Source organism: Colwellia sp. F1, assembly GCF_056238625.1.
The window spans coordinates 282631-300386 of the sequence record NZ_JBWDLI010000003.1 but is presented as its reverse complement, the minus strand read 5'-3'; the positions used below and the strand labels follow the sequence as shown (position 1 = coordinate 300386).

15 protein-coding genes are annotated in these 17756 nt (G+C 39.4%); 10 read left to right on the top strand and 5 right to left on the bottom strand.

From position 1 onward, the window contains the following. Positions 1-67 precede the first annotated feature (67 nt). The gene (locus AC0UA9_RS04290) at positions 68-2920 is read left to right on the top strand and encodes an FAD-binding and (Fe-S)-binding domain-containing protein (protein WP_475657495.1); all 2853 of its coding nucleotides are present in this window, start codon (positions 68-70) and stop codon (positions 2918-2920) included. A gap of 35 nt (positions 2921-2955) precedes the next feature. Here AC0UA9_RS04290 and AC0UA9_RS04285 read toward each other — a convergent pair whose 3' ends face one another. Beyond that, positions 2956-3870 carry a cation diffusion facilitator family transporter gene (locus tag AC0UA9_RS04285; protein ID WP_475657493.1) on the bottom strand — a complete coding sequence of 305 codons (915 nt, stop codon included), beginning with the start codon at positions 3868-3870 and terminating at the stop codon, positions 2956-2958. Between the two features lie 392 nt (positions 3871-4262). Here AC0UA9_RS04285 and AC0UA9_RS04280 point away from each other — a divergent pair, with 392 nt between their 5' ends. Further along, positions 4263-5951 carry an RluA family pseudouridine synthase gene (locus AC0UA9_RS04280; protein ID WP_475657489.1) on the top strand — a complete coding sequence of 563 codons (1689 nt, stop codon included), beginning with the start codon at positions 4263-4265 and terminating at the stop codon, positions 5949-5951. On the opposite strand, the gene AC0UA9_RS04275 is transcribed toward AC0UA9_RS04280, so the two are convergent. Beyond that, a complete protein-coding gene (locus tag AC0UA9_RS04275; protein ID WP_475657486.1) occupies positions 5948-6691 on the bottom strand; it encodes a YebC/PmpR family DNA-binding transcriptional regulator in 744 nt (247 codons plus the stop codon). The two genes, AC0UA9_RS04280 and AC0UA9_RS04275, sit on opposite strands and share 4 nt — an antisense overlap. Before the next feature lie 249 nt (positions 6692-6940). Here AC0UA9_RS04275 and AC0UA9_RS04270 point away from each other — a divergent pair, with 249 nt between their 5' ends. Together AC0UA9_RS04270 and hemF are read left to right on the top strand one after the other, a co-directional pair. Further along, entirely contained in the window at positions 6941-7978 is a 1038-nt protein-coding gene (locus tag AC0UA9_RS04270) for a phospholipase effector Tle1 domain-containing protein (protein WP_475657483.1), read from the top strand. 69 nt (positions 7979-8047) lie between these two features. Beyond that, a complete protein-coding gene (hemF, locus tag AC0UA9_RS04265) occupies positions 8048-8977 on the top strand; it encodes an oxygen-dependent coproporphyrinogen oxidase (protein WP_475657481.1) in 930 nt (309 codons plus the stop codon). Positions 8978-9087: 110 nt separating this feature from the next. Here the strand turns inward: hemF and AC0UA9_RS04260 are convergent, their stop codons facing one another. Continuing rightward, positions 9088-9684, bottom strand: a complete 597-nt coding sequence (locus tag AC0UA9_RS04260) for a YceI family protein (RefSeq protein ID WP_475657478.1) — start codon at positions 9682-9684, stop codon at positions 9088-9090. Further along, positions 9665-10243 carry a cytochrome b gene (locus AC0UA9_RS04255; RefSeq protein WP_475657476.1) on the bottom strand — a complete coding sequence of 193 codons (579 nt, stop codon included), beginning with the start codon at positions 10241-10243 and terminating at the stop codon, positions 9665-9667. The genes AC0UA9_RS04260 and AC0UA9_RS04255 overlap by 20 nt, the downstream gene beginning before the upstream one ends. Positions 10244-10512: 269 nt before the next feature. On the opposite strand from AC0UA9_RS04255, the gene AC0UA9_RS04250 reads away from it, so the two are divergent. Then, on the top strand, positions 10513-11400 hold the full coding sequence (locus AC0UA9_RS04250; protein WP_475657473.1) for a LysR family transcriptional regulator: 888 nt from the start codon (positions 10513-10515) through the stop codon (positions 11398-11400). A 102-nt stretch (positions 11401-11502) separates the two neighbouring features. Here the strand turns inward: AC0UA9_RS04250 and AC0UA9_RS04245 are convergent, their stop codons facing one another. Beyond that, positions 11503-11811, bottom strand: coding sequence for a cell division protein ZapA (locus tag AC0UA9_RS04245; protein WP_475657467.1), 309 nt, complete (start codon positions 11809-11811; stop codon positions 11503-11505). Between the two features lie 204 nt (positions 11812-12015). Between AC0UA9_RS04245 and AC0UA9_RS04240 the strand changes: the two genes are divergently transcribed. From AC0UA9_RS04240 to AC0UA9_RS04220, 5 genes are all read left to right on the top strand, one after another. Then, positions 12016-12393: a DUF2237 family protein gene (locus AC0UA9_RS04240; RefSeq protein ID WP_475657464.1), complete on the top strand. Its 378-nt coding sequence runs from the start codon at positions 12016-12018 to the stop codon at positions 12391-12393. Positions 12394-12585: 192 nt separating this feature from the next. Further along, on the top strand, positions 12586-13167 hold the full coding sequence (locus tag AC0UA9_RS04235; protein WP_475657462.1) for a UPF0149 family protein: 582 nt from the start codon (positions 12586-12588) through the stop codon (positions 13165-13167). Positions 13168-13281: 114 nt separating this feature from the next. Then, positions 13282-14604, top strand: coding sequence for a Xaa-Pro aminopeptidase (gene pepP / locus AC0UA9_RS04230; protein ID WP_475657590.1), 1323 nt, complete (start codon positions 13282-13284; stop codon positions 14602-14604). A 4-nt stretch (positions 14605-14608) separates the two neighbouring features. Next, positions 14609-15985: a 2-octaprenyl-6-methoxyphenyl hydroxylase gene (gene ubiH / locus AC0UA9_RS04225; protein WP_475657459.1), complete on the top strand. Its 1377-nt coding sequence runs from the start codon at positions 14609-14611 to the stop codon at positions 15983-15985. 48 nt (positions 15986-16033) lie between these two features. Beyond that, positions 16034-17326: an FAD-dependent monooxygenase gene (locus tag AC0UA9_RS04220; protein WP_475657457.1), complete on the top strand. Its 1293-nt coding sequence runs from the start codon at positions 16034-16036 to the stop codon at positions 17324-17326. Positions 17327-17756 lie beyond the last annotated feature (430 nt).

Genomic DNA, 17756 nt, shown 5'->3' with positions numbered 1-17756 from the left:
AAGAATAGGGTTATATAAGGAAGTCGGTCTGTTTTCTTGAGAATTTTTCGTTAAATAGAGAGTCTTTATGTTGCTTTTACCTTATAAAAACCTTGTGGATAACTTGGCGAACTTTTTACCTGAACAGCGAATTATTACCCGTTACGCTAAACGACTCGCTTATGGGGTAGATGCTAGCTTTTATCGCTTAGTGCCACAGTTAGTGCTCATACTTGATACAGAAGATGAAGTGATAAAAGTAATGCAACAAGCAGCGAAAGCCAAGTTGGCAATAACCTTTAGAGCTGCAGGCACCAGTTTGTCAGGGCAAGCACAATCAGACGCTATTCTTATTTTATTAACGAATAACTGGCGCGAGCATCAAATACTAGATTTAGGGCTAAAAATAAAACTAGGCCCTGGCGTTATTGGCGCCGATGCCAATAAATATTTATTACCTTACGGGCGAAAAATAGGGCCTGATCCAGCGTCAATCAACACCTGTAAAATTGCCGGTATTGCCGCAAATAATGCCAGCGGTATGTGTTGTGGTGTAGCACAAAATAGTTACCATACGCTAGACAGTATTCGCGTGGTGTTACATGACGGTACTGTGTTAGATACAGGCAATGCCACCAGTGTTGCTAACTTCACACTAACCCATGGTGCGCTCCTTACTAACTTGAAAGAACTTGCCGTAAACACCTGTAACAACCAAGCGTTACATCAATTGATTCGCCATAAGTACCGGTTAAAAAACACGACCGGCTATGCCATTAATTCATTAATTGATTTTGATGACCCTATCGATATGCTTGCCCATTTAATGGTTGGCTCTGAAGGTACCTTAGGGTTTATTTCATCAATTACCTATAACACGGTTGTTGAGCATAAATACCGTGCGTCTAGCTTAGTATTTTTTCCGTCAATGGCAATTACTTGTCATGCCGTTTCAGCCTTAGCTAAAGCAAATGTTTCCGCAGTAGAGTTAATGGACAGACGTGCATTAGCTTCTGCTAGCGATATGAAGGGTTTGCCTGCTTTTATTAAAACCCTTGATGCTAATGTGGGCGCTTTATTAATAGAGACTTGTGCTGCTAGCGCTCAATTACTAGCGCAACAAGTCACTGAACTTGAATTACTATTGGCAAATTTTGAGCAAACAAATGTAATTAAATTTACCAGTAACGCGCGAGAGTATTCGCAACTTTGGGCAATCAGAAAGGGTACTTTTCCAGCGGTTGGTGCAGTGCGAGCAACAGGCACTACGGTGATCATTGAAGATGTTGCCTTTCCTGTAGAGCGTCTCGCTGACGGCGTGGCTGATCTACAAACATTGTTTAAAAAGTATCATTATCATGAAGCGATTATTTTTGGCCATGCGCTAGACGGAAATTTACACTTTGTATTTACGCAAGACTTTTCAACACAAAAAGAAATTAATCGTTATCAGCACTTTATGGAAGATGTTTGCCAACTTGTTGCTATTGAACATCAAGGCTCATTAAAAGCTGAGCACGGTACAGGAAGAAACATGGCGCCCTTTGTTGAATTAGAGTGGGGCGAAGCTGGGTTGGCGTTAATGAAACAAATAAAGCAGTTGTTTGACCCAGAAAACTTACTTAACCCTGGCGTTATTATTAACGATGATACTAAAGCCCACATTAAAAACTTAAAAGCATTACCTGCGGCAGACACTATTATTGATAAATGCATAGAATGTGGTTTTTGTGAGCCGGTTTGTCCATCTAATGGCTTAAGCTTTACCCCGCGCCAACGTATTACTACGTATCGTGAAATTCGCCGCTTAACCGCTACTAACGAAAACCCACAATTATTAGCCGAGCTTAATCAAGACTTTAATTACCTAGGCATTGATACCTGTGCCGCGACAGGATTATGTGCACAGCGCTGTCCGGTGGGGATTAATACTGGCGACCTTATTCGTGCATTGCGTCATAATAAGAATCAAGACCGTCAAGGGCTTGCTAAGCTAATGGCGAATAATTTTAGCGCGATAGAGAAAGCCACCCAAGTTACTTTAGCAGCGGCTAACATTAGTCATCGCTTATTGGGTAATAACGTGATGGGCGGCCTGAGCGGCGCTATTAGTCAATTATCGATGAAAAAAATACCTTTGTGGAATCAATACTTCCCACAAAAAGCACGTTATAAACCGCTTAAAGAGATTAAACAAAGTGAGCTTAATGGCCAGAAACATCATTTTAGGGGGAAAGTGGTCTACCTACCTAGTTGCTCAAGCCGCAGCATGGGGCAATCACTGACCGCGAGCGATCAACGCTCGTTAACGCAAGTGACTTTGTCGTTAATTGCAAAAGCGGGTTTTGAAGTGATAAGCCCTGATTTTACCGGCCAATGTTGTGGTATGCCCTTTAATAGTAAAGGATTATTCTCACAAGCAGAGCAACAGCGTAGCGCCTTGATAACGGCTTTATCAACACTGAGCGAGCAGGGAAAATACCCCATTATTATTGACACTAGCCCATGTAAAGCGATGTTATTAGACAATAAAGATCAAATAGCAGGGCTGTCTTTATATGAGCCAGTAGGTTTTATTGAAGATGTTCTGGCAAGTCACTTACACTTTACCGCCATAGATGAGCCTATTATGTTGCACGTTACTTGCTCTAGCACCAAAATGGGCTTAGCAGCGCAAATGCAACAGCTCGCAGAGCGTTGTAGCAGCCAAGTGATCATTCCTGAGCATATTCAATGTTGTGGTTTTGCCGGTGATAAAGGCTTTACCACGCCAGAGCTTAATGCGAATGCGCTTGCCCCATTAAAAGCGCAAGTTCCGCAAAATTGTACCGCAGGCTATAGCAATAGCAGAACTTGCGAAATAGGTTTGTCTCAACATTCTGGTATTGATTACCAGTCAATTATGTACTTAGTTGATAAGGTAACAACGGCAAAAAATTAAATTCTTTGTCTTAACTAACGGATAATATAAAAGAGTTATTGCTGATAACAGTTAGTTAATAGTTCTTGGCCATCAATTTGGCTTTCTATGGTCGAGTGTTTAATATCATATTGGTTAACAAGCACTTTTTTAATTTGCATTACGCCATTATCAATGTTGTCTGATGTGAGTGTAATGTGAGCTTCTAATAATTTTTGATTATCATCGAGTTGCCAAACATGAATATGATTCACCTTTTTTACGCAAGGGAGTGATTCAATGACCGTGCATAACTCGGTAATGTCAATATCATCGGGTACGGCTTGCATTAAAATGTTAATGGACTGCTTCGCTAATGATAAACCGTGATAAATCACGTACATTGAAATACCAATAGTTGCGATTATGTCAACAACATACCATTGATATACAATAATTAAGGTACCGGCAATAATCACAACAACCGAGGCAAAAGCATCTGACATATTATGAATAAAAACGGCTTTTAAATTTAAATTGTTCTTAACACCCGTTCTATAGGTTAACCAAGCGGTTACCGTATCAATCACTAAGGCAATCGCTGCAATCCAAACAACAATCCAACCATCGATAGGCTCGGGGTTGAAAAATTTAGTAACAGCTTCATAAATAAGATAAAAGCCAACAAGAATAAGCGTTGTACTGTTAATTAATGCGCCTATAATTTCAGCACGTTGAAAACCATAAGTCATTTTATCATTGGCGGGTTTTCGGGCTATTTTTCTGGCCACAATCGCGATAACAATTGCGCCAGCATCACTTAAGTTATGAAGCGCATCGGCGATAAGCGATAAACTGCCTGATACAAGCCCACCTACTATTTGTACTAGGGTGAGCAGTATATTGATCAACACAGCAACATTGAGCTTACCGTCATGTGCGTGAGAATAGCAGTGGCTATGGCTGTGCTTATGATTATGACTTTGCCCCATAAAACTATCCTTATTTTTAATCTTGTTAAAGTAAATAGTATAGCTAGGCCCAACGCAACTGTTTAAGTAAAATACAGCTTCATAATGGTGAGCTTGAAGATTGCCGTTAATTTAGATAATGAATAACCTGGCCTTAACTCTACAACCTTTTTCTATAAAAACCAAGGAGGTAAAGTAATTAAATAAAGGGCGTTAACGCCTTACTGGCTGGGTAGTAAGCGTGTGAAAAATTCACTGATTTGAGTAATTATTATGTTTTTGTTTTTTGTCAGAATGTCGAGCATGTGCTACCGATATAATGACGGACTTATCTTCCGCTATCAGGTAAAATTAACCTAACATAGCTGTTAGCTACAAACAGCATTTAAACGTAAACATTACCTTGGAAAGTTATGATTAACCCGCAAACATGCTTTAATTCTTTCGAGCAGAATATAAAAGATTATACTTTACCGGCTCGTTTTACCTTCCCATATTGCTATGAACCGCACCCGTTATGCCAATTAGCGGCAACAGCATTACAAGCTAAACTTGAAAAACACTCCCAGCTTCAACAAGCGCTGGAACAACAAGGTAAAATGTTTGGTGTGTTGGTAGTAGAAAATACGCAAGGTGAAATCGGTTATCTGGCGGCCTTTTCGGGTAAGCTTACGAGCGTGACAACGCTGTGTGACAACCCCATTACATTTGTCCCATCGGTGTTTGAGTTGGATGAGCGGGCCGATTGGTACCATGATGAAAGTGCTATTATTAATCGTATAAATACCGAGCTAGACGCTTTATTGAATAACCCAACACTTAAAACCTATAAGCGAGAAATTGCCACATTAGTTAATCAGCAAGCAGAGCAGTTAGCCAAGCAACACACTGAAATGGCAGTTAATAGAAAAATACGCAAAGATAAACGTAATCAAATAAGGAAAGAGCTTACTCATGATGAATTAGCTCGACAACTCAAAGCGTTAGCAAGCCAAAGTGTGAATGATAAAAATCAATTAAAACACTTAAAGCAGCATTGGCAAACAGTGATTACTCAAGCGCAACAAAAACTCACTGCATTAACTGATGCAATTGAAACGCTTAAAAACAAGCGAAAAACACTGTCAATCCGGTTGCAAAAAAAACTATTTAAGCAATATCGCATGTTAAATAGTGCAGGTATTGAAAAAGATTTAATCGCCTTGTTTCAAGATACTCGCTTTCCAATCCCCCCCGCGGGTACGGGCGATTGCGCTGCGCCAAAACTATTGCAATATGCTTTTAAGAACCAATTAAAACCGTTAGCAATGGCTGAGTTTTGGTGGGGGCAGGCGCCTAAGTCTGAAATACGTCAACATAAAAAGTTTTATGGTGCATGCTCTGGTAAATGTCAGCCAATTTTGGCGCATATGCTTGAAGGTATCGCGCTCGATGATAACCCTTTACTGGTTAACCCAGCAGCAGGTAAAGCGTTAGATATTATTTATCAAGACAACGCTATTGTGGTGGTGAATAAGCCCCATGAGTTTTTGTCTGTGCCAGGCAAGCATATTGAAGACTCTGTTTATTTGCGGATAAAAACGCAGTTTCCAGCGGCAACAGGCACCTTAATTGTTCACCGATTAGACATGTCTACTTCGGGGGTTATGGTATTAGCGTTAACAAAACGTGCGCAAAAGAATATTCAACAGCAATTTGTTAATCGCACCATTAAAAAGCGTTATGTGGCACTGTTAGAAAATCAAATTACGCAACAGCAAGGCGAAATTAACCTGCCATTAAGAGGTGATTTAGACGATAGACCCAGACAATTAGTGTGTTTTACACAAGGGAAAGCGTCGACAACCTATTGGGAGTCTATTGGCCAGGTTGATGGAAAAACCAAACTGTATTTGTATCCTGAATCAGGTCGAACGCATCAATTAAGAGTGCATTGCGCCCACTCACAAGGCTTAAATACGCCAATATTAGGTGATGACTTATATGGTAATAATAATGGTGATAAAAAAGCTCAACGCTTACATCTGCATGCGCAAATGTTAACGTTGAGCCATCCGGTCACTAAAGAAATAATGACGTTTGAGGTTGCTGAAGACTTTTAAGTATCATCTTTAGTATCATTTTTAATTTCAGCATTGTGATAAACGTTTTGTACGTCATCACAATCATCTAACATGGCAATAAATTTCTCAAAATTGGCGATGTCTTCTTCGTCTTCAATGTCAATATAGGTTTGAGGAACCCAGCTGATTTCTTCAACTTCTAAATCATATTCTGGCATAGAATTAGCAAATTCTGTTTTGATTTTAAAAAACTCAGTATGCGGTGCATACACCGTAATAATACCGTCTTCTAATTCAACGTCTGAAACATCAATGTCAGCCATCATTAAGTTTTCTAGCACAGCTTCGTCGTCTTCGCCTTTAAAAGCAAAAATAGCTTGTTGATCAAACATATGCGAAACCGTACCTGAAGAGCCAACCTTTGAATTGGTTTTAGTAAAACATTGGCGAATATCTTTAATGGTGCGGTTACCGTTATCGGTTAAGCAATCAATAATTACCATACAGTTGCCAGGACCAAAACCTTCGTAGCGTGCTTCAACAAAGTCTTCTCCGCCGGTACCTGATGCCTTTTTTATTGCATTATCAATAACATGCGCAGGAACCTGATCTTTTTTTGCTCGGTCAATTAAACCACGTAAAGCAAGGTTACCATCAGGGTCTATACCACCATTTTTAGCACAAACGTAAATCGCTTTACCGTATTTTGAATAGACTTTAGTTTTTGCACCTGCAGTTTTTGCCATAGACAATTTTCGGTTTTGGTAAGCTCTACCCATCGTTTAATCCCCATATCCTAATTTCGTAAAATCAATAGTGTTAATTCTATCAGTCTCACAGGGCTCTTGACTAGTGGGCTATAGCTAAAAGTTGGCTCAAAGCGATACAAAACTTGTATTAATCGAGCTTTTATACTAACCGTTAAAGAGAAGCGCAGCGAAGTCGTTTACTAAGCAGTGATTTGGCAATTAACGGCGCACCAGAAGCAGAGTAGTTAAAAAAGTAGTCATTCAAAGGGAAGGTGATTTATGAAAAAACTAATTTTTTGTTTTGATGGCACCTGCAACTCACCGCAAGACAGTGAAGATTTTTTTGCAGACACCAGTATTAGTAACGTATTAAAGCTGCATGTATTTTTTGGCGGTACACTGAATCCCAAGAATGCTAAAAATAGTAAACTAAGTGATCAACACAGTTTTTATTACAGCGGTGTTGGTACGCGCGGTAATTGGTTAAAACGAAAATTTAACTCACTGTTTGCGCCACCTTATGGTGACATGGATGACATCCTTGAAGAAGCGCGGACTGACTTAAGTAAAAACTTCTCAGCAGGCGACAGTATTTATATTTTTGGTTTTAGTCGGGGAGCCGCTCTAGCACGCATGTTTGCTGCCCACCTTCCTTACGAAGTTAAATTTATCGGTGTTTTTGATACCGTTGCAGCAACACGAGGCTCGCTTGATTTAAACCCAGATACTTTTCCAGCCAGTGGTATTGTATTTGAAAATGGCACCCTTGGCGCGCATGTTGAAAAAGCGTTGCATATACTCTCGTTAGATGAAAAACGAATACTATTTCAACCAACCTTGTTTAATTTTGACCAACGCGTGACCGAAATTTGGTTTGCTGGTGTGCATTCTGATATTGGCGGTAGTTATTGGTTTGACGGCTTATCAGATGTGACCCTGCAATTTATGCTAAATTATGTGCAAGATGAATTAACCATACAAAACAGCAACGAAATTGATTACGACGGGCTAAAAGTACCTGGGGCGCGCGATACTATTTGCCTTGATGATCTTAATATTAAGCCTTTGCTTGATGGTACATTACATAGTCAAGTACGCACTAACGCTAATGCAGCAACCCTAGCACCACGCTTAGTTAGGGTGAATGTAAACGATGTTAAGTCAAAGCATATTCCTATTATTCACCATACTGTGATTGAACGCTTTAACTTGGTTAGTGGTTATCGACCTTATTCCCTAAGAGATTTAAAGTTTAAAGTTATTAATGCCAACGGCAAGGTTGGGAAAATACAACAAGGTATAAGTAGTTTAGGGTAATGAAAATAATCGTAATGGTGTTACAATTAGCGTTAATTATTTATTGTCTAGATGGATGCCGCTTGCTTTATGAACCCCCTAAATACTACCAATGAAGTGCCTGAAATATCACAGGTTATTGACTACTTTAAAACCCTACAAGACCGTATTTGCCAAGCGTTAGAGCAAGCCGATGGCAGTGGTAAGTTTATTGAAGACAATTGGCAGCGCGAAGAAGGCGGTGGCGGCCGTACGCGAGTAATGACTCAAGGCTCAGTAATAGAGCAAGGCGGCGTTAACTTTTCTATTGTTTCAGGTAATAAACTACCTCCCTCAGCAACAGCCCATAGACCCGAACTGGCCGGGCGAACATGGCAAGCTTGCGGTGTCTCTTTAGTTATTCACCCTAAAAACCCGCATATTCCTACTTCTCATGCCAATGTGCGTTTTTTTATTGCTGAAAAAGAGGGTGAAGCATCTGTTTGGTGGTTTGGTGGTGGCTTTGATTTAACGCCATTTTATCCGGTAGATGAAGATGTAGTGCACTGGCACCAAGTAGCGCATGACTTATCGCAGCCTTTTGGTGAGCATGTTTATAGTGACTATAAAAAATGGTGCGATGAATACTTTTATCTTAAACATCGTGACGAAACACGTGGGGTAGGTGGGTTATTTTTTGATGACTTGAATGACTGGGGCTTTGAAAAAAGTTTTGATTACGTAAAGGCAGTAGGGCAAGGTTTTATTGATGCCTATATTCCCATTATGAATCGTCGTAAAAATGATGAATATAGTGAACAACAACGACAATTCCAGTTATATCGTCGTGGTCGCTATGTTGAATTTAATTTAGTGTTTGACCGAGGCACTTTATTCGGCTTGCAATCAGGCGGTAGAACTGAGTCTATTTTAATGTCAATGCCGCCTTTAGCACGTTGGGAATATAATTTTCAAGCCGCTGAAGAAAGCGCAGAAGCTAAGTTAAATTATTATTTAACCCCACGCAATTGGCTAGCATGATTATCCGATAATGAGTGGCTAGTAAAATAAAAGCTCAACCAATACAGGTTGAGCTTTTATCATATTGACACATTGAAGCCGTTGTAAAATGTGCAACAGCGCTTTAGCAATTACTGTTTAATCCCTTCAATATGAAGGTTTAATTGTACAGTTTGTGACGCTGGGCCTAAGTCCATTTTAATGGCAAAGTCAGAAAGTGTTAGTGTTGTTGTACCACTAAAGCCAACACGGTAGCCGCCCCACGGATCTTTACCTTCACCAATTTTAGTTGCGTCGATTGTAATTTCTTTACTCACACCATGTAGGCTAAGGTTACCAGTGATCGCTAACTTATCATTCCCTTTATCGGTAACAGATGTACTGACAAATTTAGCATTAGCAAACTTATTTACTTCAAGAAAGTCACCACCTTTTAAATGCTTATCGCGCTCACTATGGTTTGAGTTAATACTGCTTGTGTCAATATTTACATTAATTTTTGACGCTTCAATATTATCGGCATCATAACTAAAGTTACCGTCAAATTTATCAAAACGACCGGTTAACCAGCTATAGCCTAAATGCTGAATTTTAAAGTTAATGGAAGCATGTGCTCCTGCTGTATCAATAATGTAGTCAGCGGCATTGGCCGTTGGTATAAATGAGGCAAGTATTAATGCTGATGTAACTGCTGAGGTTAATACCCCTTTACTTATTTGTTTTTTCATCTGTAATCTCCTTTTTTTGGCGTTTGCCAATCATTCTGTTTAATGTGTTGTCTTTATCAATAATGTGATGTTTTAATGCTGCTAATGCATGTAATACTGAAAGCCCTATCAGTAAATAGGCTAACCATTTATGCCAAAAGCCAGCAATATCTTCTTGGTTTTCAATAAAAGAACCAAAGCCGGGCATAGTTATTAAACCAAATACTTCAATACCTCTGCCATCAGCGGTCGAGATAAGATACCCGGTTAGCATAATAGTAAAGATCAATATATAGAGTATATAATGGATTAACTTACCCGCCTGTTGCTCAAACTTACTATGGCTTGCGAGTTTAGCGGGTGTTATTTGTATTGACCGCCATAGTATTCTAAATAGCATCACAGCAAAAAATACTAAGCCAATACTTTTATGTAAATCAGGTGCTGGTTTGTACCAAGGGCTATAATAGGTTAAATCAACCATATAATAGCCTAAGCCAAATAAACCAAAAATAGTGATAGCAGACAACCAATGTAGAAAAATGCTCATGTAGCCATAAGTTGTATGTGTATTATTCAATCTCTTTCTCCGTAGGTTTATGTGTGAGATGTGTTAGTACTATTTACCGATCTGGTGCTTATATTACCGCAATATAAGTTAATTAATATTGAAGGTTTATTTATAACTTGTTAACTTTAGCTTAACTAGATGCTTTGGCTTAAGTGGTTAGTTTAGTGTAAGCAGACAGTTTAACTTTATGAGGTTAGTCTATTATTTAATGCATTGCTCACATCGAGGTCGTTGCTTTAATTAAAAGGTTTAATAAAAAATTATATGGCAGAAAACAAGTGACATTAGAGCAATTAAAAATGCTAGTGAAGGTAGCAGAGTTAGGCAGTCTTAAGGGGGCGAGTGAAGTGCTTTTTAAAACGCAGCCTGCTATTAGTCAGGGGTTAAAGCAACTAGAAATGCAGCTAGGTTTACCGTTATTTAACCGTCAAGGCTATCGTTTAGTCTTAACTGACAACGGCAAGCAAATCTACCAACATGCCCAGCGTTTACTAAATGAAGCTAAGCAAATAAAACAACTGGCTTCCTTTTTAACTACAGGCAATGAAGCAGCGGTTACTTTAGCCATTGAAGCCTCTTATGATTTAAAAAGAATATTACCCGTACTTGAAGTGATACGCCATGAATTTCCACATACGCAAGTGATTCTTAAACAAGAATATATTAATGGTGCTTTAGAAGCAGTGAAATCAGAGCAAGCAGATCTCGCATTAACCACTATTGATAATTTAGCACTACAATCAGGAGACTATGAAGCTAATGAGCTCTATCAAGGAAGTTTATATAATGTTGCCTCACCGGTATTTTTAGCTCGTCACCCTCACTTAACCTCTGTTGAAGAGTTAAAGGACGAATATCAAATTGTTGTACAAGACTCAGGACAAAAAAGCCAAGGCGTGAACTATAGCGTACAAACCGGACAACGCTGCTGGTATGTTAATGACTTTAACACCAAAAAGACATTAATTATGAGTGGCATTGGTTGGGGGCGTTTACCAGAGTATATGATTGAAAACGAATTAAAACTAGGCACGCTAACGACAATAAAGTTAAACGACTTTGTTACTGCAGTAGCGCTGAACTACCAAGTGATAAAGTTAAAATCTCGCTTGTTTGGTCCTGTAGCAAGTACCTTATGGCAAAGGATCAGCCATATTAAAGGATAAATGTTTTAATTTTTGGTAAAAGTAAAAAGAGTAATGCGAGGTGGTATACACAAGGTTAGTGTTTAAGTGGGGCTTGTTAAAAAGGGCGTTCTAACAAAGGTATTAAGCTTGTTTTTTAGTCACTGGGGCTAATGCTTGTTCAATGGTTGATTGGAGCAGCGCTATTCTTTTTTTGTTCTCTTCTTGCTCTGTCTCAAGTTGCTGTTTTACTGCTAATAAATCGTTAGCAAGGTTTAAAGCTGTCATCATTAAGGCTTGATCTGGGCTGGAAACAGACTTACTATTTTTAGCACTAGATAATCGCTCACTTAACTCAGCAGCAGCACCTAATAAAGCACTCTCTTGCCCAATAGGACAAGCGACTTTGAATTTACGGTCAATAACATTGATTTCAACTGTACGTTGAGCCATTTTATATAATTTCCAAGCGTATTTAACAACATAGCATAAATTTATGCTTAGCCTTGCACTATAACTGCGCTGATCTGTTGATGCAAGTAAATAGCCGCTTTTTTTGTCTGTTTTTTATGAAAAAATGAGCGGCTTAGCCTTTAACTGCGTAGTTTGATATTATTACGAGTAAAGTATTTTATAGAAAAAATAAAGGTAGAAACAATGGAAATGGATGCGTCAATTAATGTCTTTGGTGAGCCACTTGAGGCAAATATGGGAGAGCCAGTGACGGGCTTTTTTCGTGATAATATGTGCAACACTTGCGAACAAGATGTGGGCTCACATACCGTGAGTATTAAAGCATCAGAAGAGTTTTTAGAATACTCTCGTCTTAAAGGTAATGATTTATCAACCCCTATGCCTGAGTTTGGCTTTGAAGGAATAAAGCCCGGTGATACTTGGTGCTTATGTGCAGCACGGTGGTTACAAGCAGAAATGGATAATAAAGCACCGCGCGTTTACCTTAAAAAAACACATATTAAAGCACTTGAAATTGTTCCACTTGAAATACTAAGAAAATATGCTGCTGATTTGAGCTAATTTTAAATCTTTTATGTGTCTAGGCGGTTTTGCTAGTGTACCTTACTAACCTACTATCAGCACTTTACTTTTTAGCAAAATATCAAGTTGTTTTAATGCCTTTTTACTAGGGCAATGTTAAGATAAAGCCTAGTACTTTATTTAACTCACTCAACATTTAGCAAACATCCCGCTAAAAGCTCAGGTAAAAATATGACAGTAAGTAACACATTAGATTTTGCTAGCGCGCAGGCCAATATCACCACTGAAAATATCAAAGCCCACGCCAGTGAAATTCATGGGGTATTAACCGGGTTAATTTGTGCTGGTTTTGCCTGTGAAGATAACAACTATATCGCCATGGTGAATGATTTATTTAATAACGGTGAAGGTCTACCCGAGCGCGTTAAATCAACCGTTAAACAACTATTTAATGAATTGTGGACAGACATTCTTGATGATGCTTATGGTTTTCAGCTAATGTTACCCGATGACGACGATTCTATTGCTGAGCGTGGCCATGCCCTAAGCGTTTGGGTACAAGGTTTTAACTTAGGTTTTGGCTTACAACAAAAAGATAGCCCTGTTGTATCTGAAGAAATTAAAGAAATATTGGCTGATTTTGCTGAAATTGCTAATTTATCTGATGAAATGGAGGAAGACGAAACCAGTGAACAAGCTTATTTTGAAATAAATGAATATGTTCGCATTTCAGCCTTATTATGTTTTAGCGAGCTAGGAACCTTGTCAACTAAATCAAAAGGTACAACGTCCGAACAAAATACAATGCATTAATCACTAGCTAGCAGGATTGGTGCATAAATGGCAATGAGTATTTACGTAATCACAACAAAGTAAAGTAAGGCGGCAAAATAGAATATGATGGTTAAAGAAAGTGAATTACCGGGGATAGCAAGTTTACCCAAAAGTGAGTTTAAAAATCATCGTGCGGCTTTTTTGTCACAAATGTCAGACAACGCCATCGCATTTTTCTCAGCGGCAAGTGAAGTGACCCGCAGTAATGATACTGAATATACTTTTTGTCAGAATAAAAGCTTTTTTTATTTAACTGGCTTTAACGAGCCTGATGCATTGTTGGTGTTACTGAAACGCGACAAAGTAACACAAAGCATTTTGTTTTCTCTTGCTAAAAACCCAGCCCAAGAAGTGTGGCATGGCCGAAGAATTGGGCAAGCAAAAGCCTGTCGAGATTACGGTTTTGACCAATGCTTTACGCTGGATGAACAAAACATACTTATTCCACAATATTTAGACGGTTTAGCGCAGGTTTACTTTGCCTTTGACAACACAAAACTTACTGAACAAGTATTTGACTTACTAGCACAAGTTAGAGCGGCCGCGCGTCAAGGCGCTAAAGCGCCAAGCCAATTAGTTGATGCAAGCCCGATAGTTAATGAACTGCGTTTAATTAAAAGTGCTAATGAAATTGAATTGATGCGGCAAGTCAACCATATTTCGGTATTAGCGCACAAAAGGGCGATGCAAAAAACACAAGTCGGTTTATTTGAATACCAAATAGAAAATGAAATACTCCATGAATTTACTCGCCACGGAGCGCGTGCCCCTGCTTACGCCACTATAGTAGCGGGTGGCGATAATGCCAATATTTTGCATTACACTAACAACGATAAGCGCCTTAATAATAACGAATTATTACTGATAGATGCGGGAGGAGAGCTCTCAGGTTATGCGGCAGATATTACCCGAACATTTCCTATTAACGGTAAATTTACCGAGCCGCAAAAAGCACTTTATCAATTAGTGCTTGAGACAAAAACAATAGTAATTAAAGCGATTAAACCAGGTACAAGCTTTAAAGAATTAAATATTATTGCCAATGAACACTTAACAAAAGGCTTGGTTGACTTAGGGATTTTGTCAGGAAATTTACCAGAGTTACTGGCGAAAAAAGCCTGTAAAAAATACTTTATTCACGGTTTAGGCCACTGGTTAGGCTTAGATGTACACGACGTAGGTGATTACCAAAGTAATACAGAAAGAGCACAATGTCGTGAGTTTGTTGCTGGCATGGTATTAACCATAGAGCCAGGGCTGTATATGCCTCTAGATGATACGACGATTGATAAACAGTGGCGCGGTATTGGTATTCGTATTGAAGATAATATCGTGGTGACAGCACAAGGCTGTGAAAATTTAACACAAGGTTGTCCTGAAACTATCGCTGATATTGAAACACTCATGGCTAATTAACCGAATGAAAAACAAGCTACATACTTTTGACATTATCATTTCAGGCGGTGGGCTATCGGGTAGCTTAATGGCATTAAGTTTAGCTGATTTGAAAAAAGCCGACGGCAGCTTAATGTCCATTGCCATCGTTGAATCAAATATAGCCGAAACACACCAAGCTCAAAGCAATGAAACAGGAAAAAGCTCAGCACAAACAAGCTCAGCACAGGTAAATAACACGACAACCTCTGCTTTAGCGCAAAAAAGAAGCCCCTTGTTTGATGCGCGAGTGTTAGCCCTTTCTCATGGTAGTGCGGCTTATTTAAAAAAAATGGGTGTATGGCAACAGCTCGCAAGTGATGCATGCGCAATAGAAAAAATAGATATCTCTGACCAAGGTCATTACGGCAAAGCACGTTTAACAGCACAAGAGCATGGTGTTTCGGCTTTGGGTTATGTGGTAGAAATGGCCTTAATCGGCAAAGCGCAGCTCAAAGTCTTAGCCAGCAAAAGCAATATACACTGGTTTACCCCTGATCACATTGTCGATATTCATTGGCAAGCAAGCGTGTCAATGCCCGATAACACCGCAGCACAAACTAGCACAACTAACCACAGCAAGGTTGCGGTAACACTTGGTTCAAAACAAGTATTACAAGCATGCCTTTTATTAGCTTGTGATGGTGTAAACTCACCTTGTCGCCAATTAGCTGGTATTCATACCCATAAAAGTGATTATCAACAAGTTGCCTTAATCGCCAATGTTGCCACTAAAAAGCCGCATAATTATAAAGCCTTTGAACGCTTTACTCGCTCAGGCCCACTCGCCATGTTGCCGCTGCCCAAACTAAGGCAAGCATCAAGCTCAGAGCAAAACGCTCAGAGTCGTTGCTCTTTAGTATGGACCATGTTACCTGAGCAAAGTGAAGTATTATTAGCGCTGCCTGAGCAAGAGTTTAAGCAACAACTTGAGCATGCTTTTGGGAGTTGGTTAGGTGCTATTACGCAGGTAGGAAAACGCGACGTGTATCCATTAGTGTTAGTGCAAGCAAGCCAGCAAATCTATCACCGTATGGTATTAATTGGTAATGCTTCTCACACCATACATCCCATTGCAGGGCAGGGCTTTAATTTAGGCTTAAGAGATGTTCAGCAAATGGCTGAACTGATTGAACAAAGCTTACAAGCAAATAATGACATTGGCAGCTTTGCCTTACTTAATGAATATGCGCAAAAGCGTCAACAGGATCAAAAACAAGTTATCGCGCTGACCGATTCGCTAGTGACGTTATTTTCGAATGATCTATGCCCATTAATTATTGGGCGCAATGTTGGCTTAAAAGTGATGAATTACCTAGCGCCGATTAAAAAGCCACTCGTGAATAAATTAATGGGTTATTGATTGACACAGTTACCCCGACAATAGGTCTTGATAAATTAAGAGAACAAAATGCAAAAATTTGATGTATTAATTGTTGGTGCTGGCATGGTAGGGTTAACACTGGCACTTGCCTTAAGAAAAACAAGCAACTTAACCATTGCAATCGCAGATACTTTACCTCTGTCTGAATTAACGCCAGCGCCAGAAGTGCGCGTTTGCGCCATTAATGTTGCCAGCCAAACGCTATTTGACAACTTAGGCGTGTGGTCAAGCATTGTTAACGAGCGCACACAAGCTTATCAAAATATGCATGTTTGGGACAAAGCAGGCTTAGGCAAGCTAGACTTTTCAGTGGCGGACCTAAATAAATCCTCTGCAAACGAAGCGCATTTAGGCTGGATCATTGAAAACAAAGTTATTCGTAATGTTTTATGGGACAAAGCCCAAGCCGATGAAGGGATCTGCTTTTTTACCGAAAACAAACTTGCCAATATTGCCGTTGGCGACAGCGAAGCTTTCGCAAGCTTTGAAGCAGTTTCACGCACTAATGACTCCGCAAGCGCTGTGAGCAACACCATGCAAACCCCGCTTATTGCGAAGTTAGTGGTAGGTGCCGATGGGGCTAACTCTTGGTTACGCAAACAAATGGATGTGGCGATGATTAATCGCGATTACGATCATCATGCGATTGTCGCGACAATAAAATGCTCACAAGGGCATAACAATACAGCATGGCAAGTATTTTTGCCTGACGGGATTTTAGCTATTTTACCGCTTTTCCCTAACAGCGGTGATACCTGCTCTATTGTTTACTCTACATCACCAGAAGAAGCAAGCCGTTTAACAGCACTGCCACCCATTGATTTTGCAAAAGAGTTAACATCAGCTACTGACGGAAAACTAGGGCTAATTGAACTAATAAGTGAGCGTTTTTCTTATCCATTAACCATGCGTTTAGCGCAAGACTTTACCAAAGAGCGTATGGTGCTAATTGGTGATGCAGCACACACCATTCACCCACTAGCAGGGCAAGGGGTTAATTTAGGCTTATTAGATGCCGCCGCTTTAGCACAAACCTTAACAGAGAGTACAGCAAGAGAAAACCACGAAAAATTAACCGTGGCAGATGCTAAAAAATTAAAAGCGTTTGCACGTTATCGAAAAAGTGAAGCCATTGACATGATTGCGGCAATGGAAGCAATTAAACAAACCTTCAGTGTTAATCAACCTGAGTTTCAATTACTGCGAGGTATTGGCATGAGTTTACTTAACAATATTAAACCCGCTAAAAAACAACTAATAGAGCAAGCCCTTGGTTTAAAAAGAGACCTACCTAAACTCGCACAAAAACAACAACAATAACGGTCATTCTTCTAGTCTTTTAAATAAGTTTCTGTCTCCCTAAACGCGTTTAAGCGCTACTTTCATCACTCTCTAAGTCGCGTTTAGGTATATTACTCTTTCTATATATTCCCTTTTATTACTACTAACGCGTAGTAAACGTTCAAAAATAACTAAACTTGCAGCTATTGTGCGTTTTACACCTAGCTTTTTATCGATAAAAAACGCACAAATAAAATTTATTACCATTACCTCCCTTATTTATAGCGACAAATCGACTTAAATTTTCAAATCACTATCGATATGAAATATAATTCTGCAACAGGCTTTTACTCGGTTTTAAATTTGTAGTTACCCTTGTCTTTTTGTTGAATAAGCAGAATTGAGGGGCTATAATCTAGGCAAATTTTATCAGTACCTGATTAATTGTTTGTCGGTATCACTGCTTAAA

Coding starts and splice junctions, on each gene's coding strand:
- AC0UA9_RS04290 (WP_475657495.1), top strand. CDS start 68: ATGTTGCTTTTACCTTATAAAAACCTTGTGGATAACTTGGCGAACTTT.
- AC0UA9_RS04285 (WP_475657493.1), bottom strand. CDS start 3,870: ATGGGGCAAAGTCATAATCATAAGCACAGCCATAGCCACTGCTATTCT.
- AC0UA9_RS04280 (WP_475657489.1), top strand. CDS start 4,263: ATGATTAACCCGCAAACATGCTTTAATTCTTTCGAGCAGAATATAAAA.
- AC0UA9_RS04275 (WP_475657486.1), bottom strand. CDS start 6,691: ATGGGTAGAGCTTACCAAAACCGAAAATTGTCTATGGCAAAAACTGCA.
- AC0UA9_RS04270 (WP_475657483.1), top strand. CDS start 6,941: ATGAAAAAACTAATTTTTTGTTTTGATGGCACCTGCAACTCACCGCAA.
- hemF (WP_475657481.1), top strand. CDS start 8,048: ATGAACCCCCTAAATACTACCAATGAAGTGCCTGAAATATCACAGGTT.
- AC0UA9_RS04260 (WP_475657478.1), bottom strand. CDS start 9,684: ATGAAAAAACAAATAAGTAAAGGGGTATTAACCTCAGCAGTTACATCA.
- AC0UA9_RS04245 (WP_475657467.1), bottom strand. CDS start 11,811: ATGGCTCAACGTACAGTTGAAATCAATGTTATTGACCGTAAATTCAAA.
- AC0UA9_RS04240 (WP_475657464.1), top strand. CDS start 12,016: ATGGAAATGGATGCGTCAATTAATGTCTTTGGTGAGCCACTTGAGGCA.
- AC0UA9_RS04235 (WP_475657462.1), top strand. CDS start 12,586: ATGACAGTAAGTAACACATTAGATTTTGCTAGCGCGCAGGCCAATATC.
- ubiH (WP_475657459.1), top strand. CDS start 14,609: ATGAAAAACAAGCTACATACTTTTGACATTATCATTTCAGGCGGTGGG.
- AC0UA9_RS04220 (WP_475657457.1), top strand. CDS start 16,034: ATGCAAAAATTTGATGTATTAATTGTTGGTGCTGGCATGGTAGGGTTA.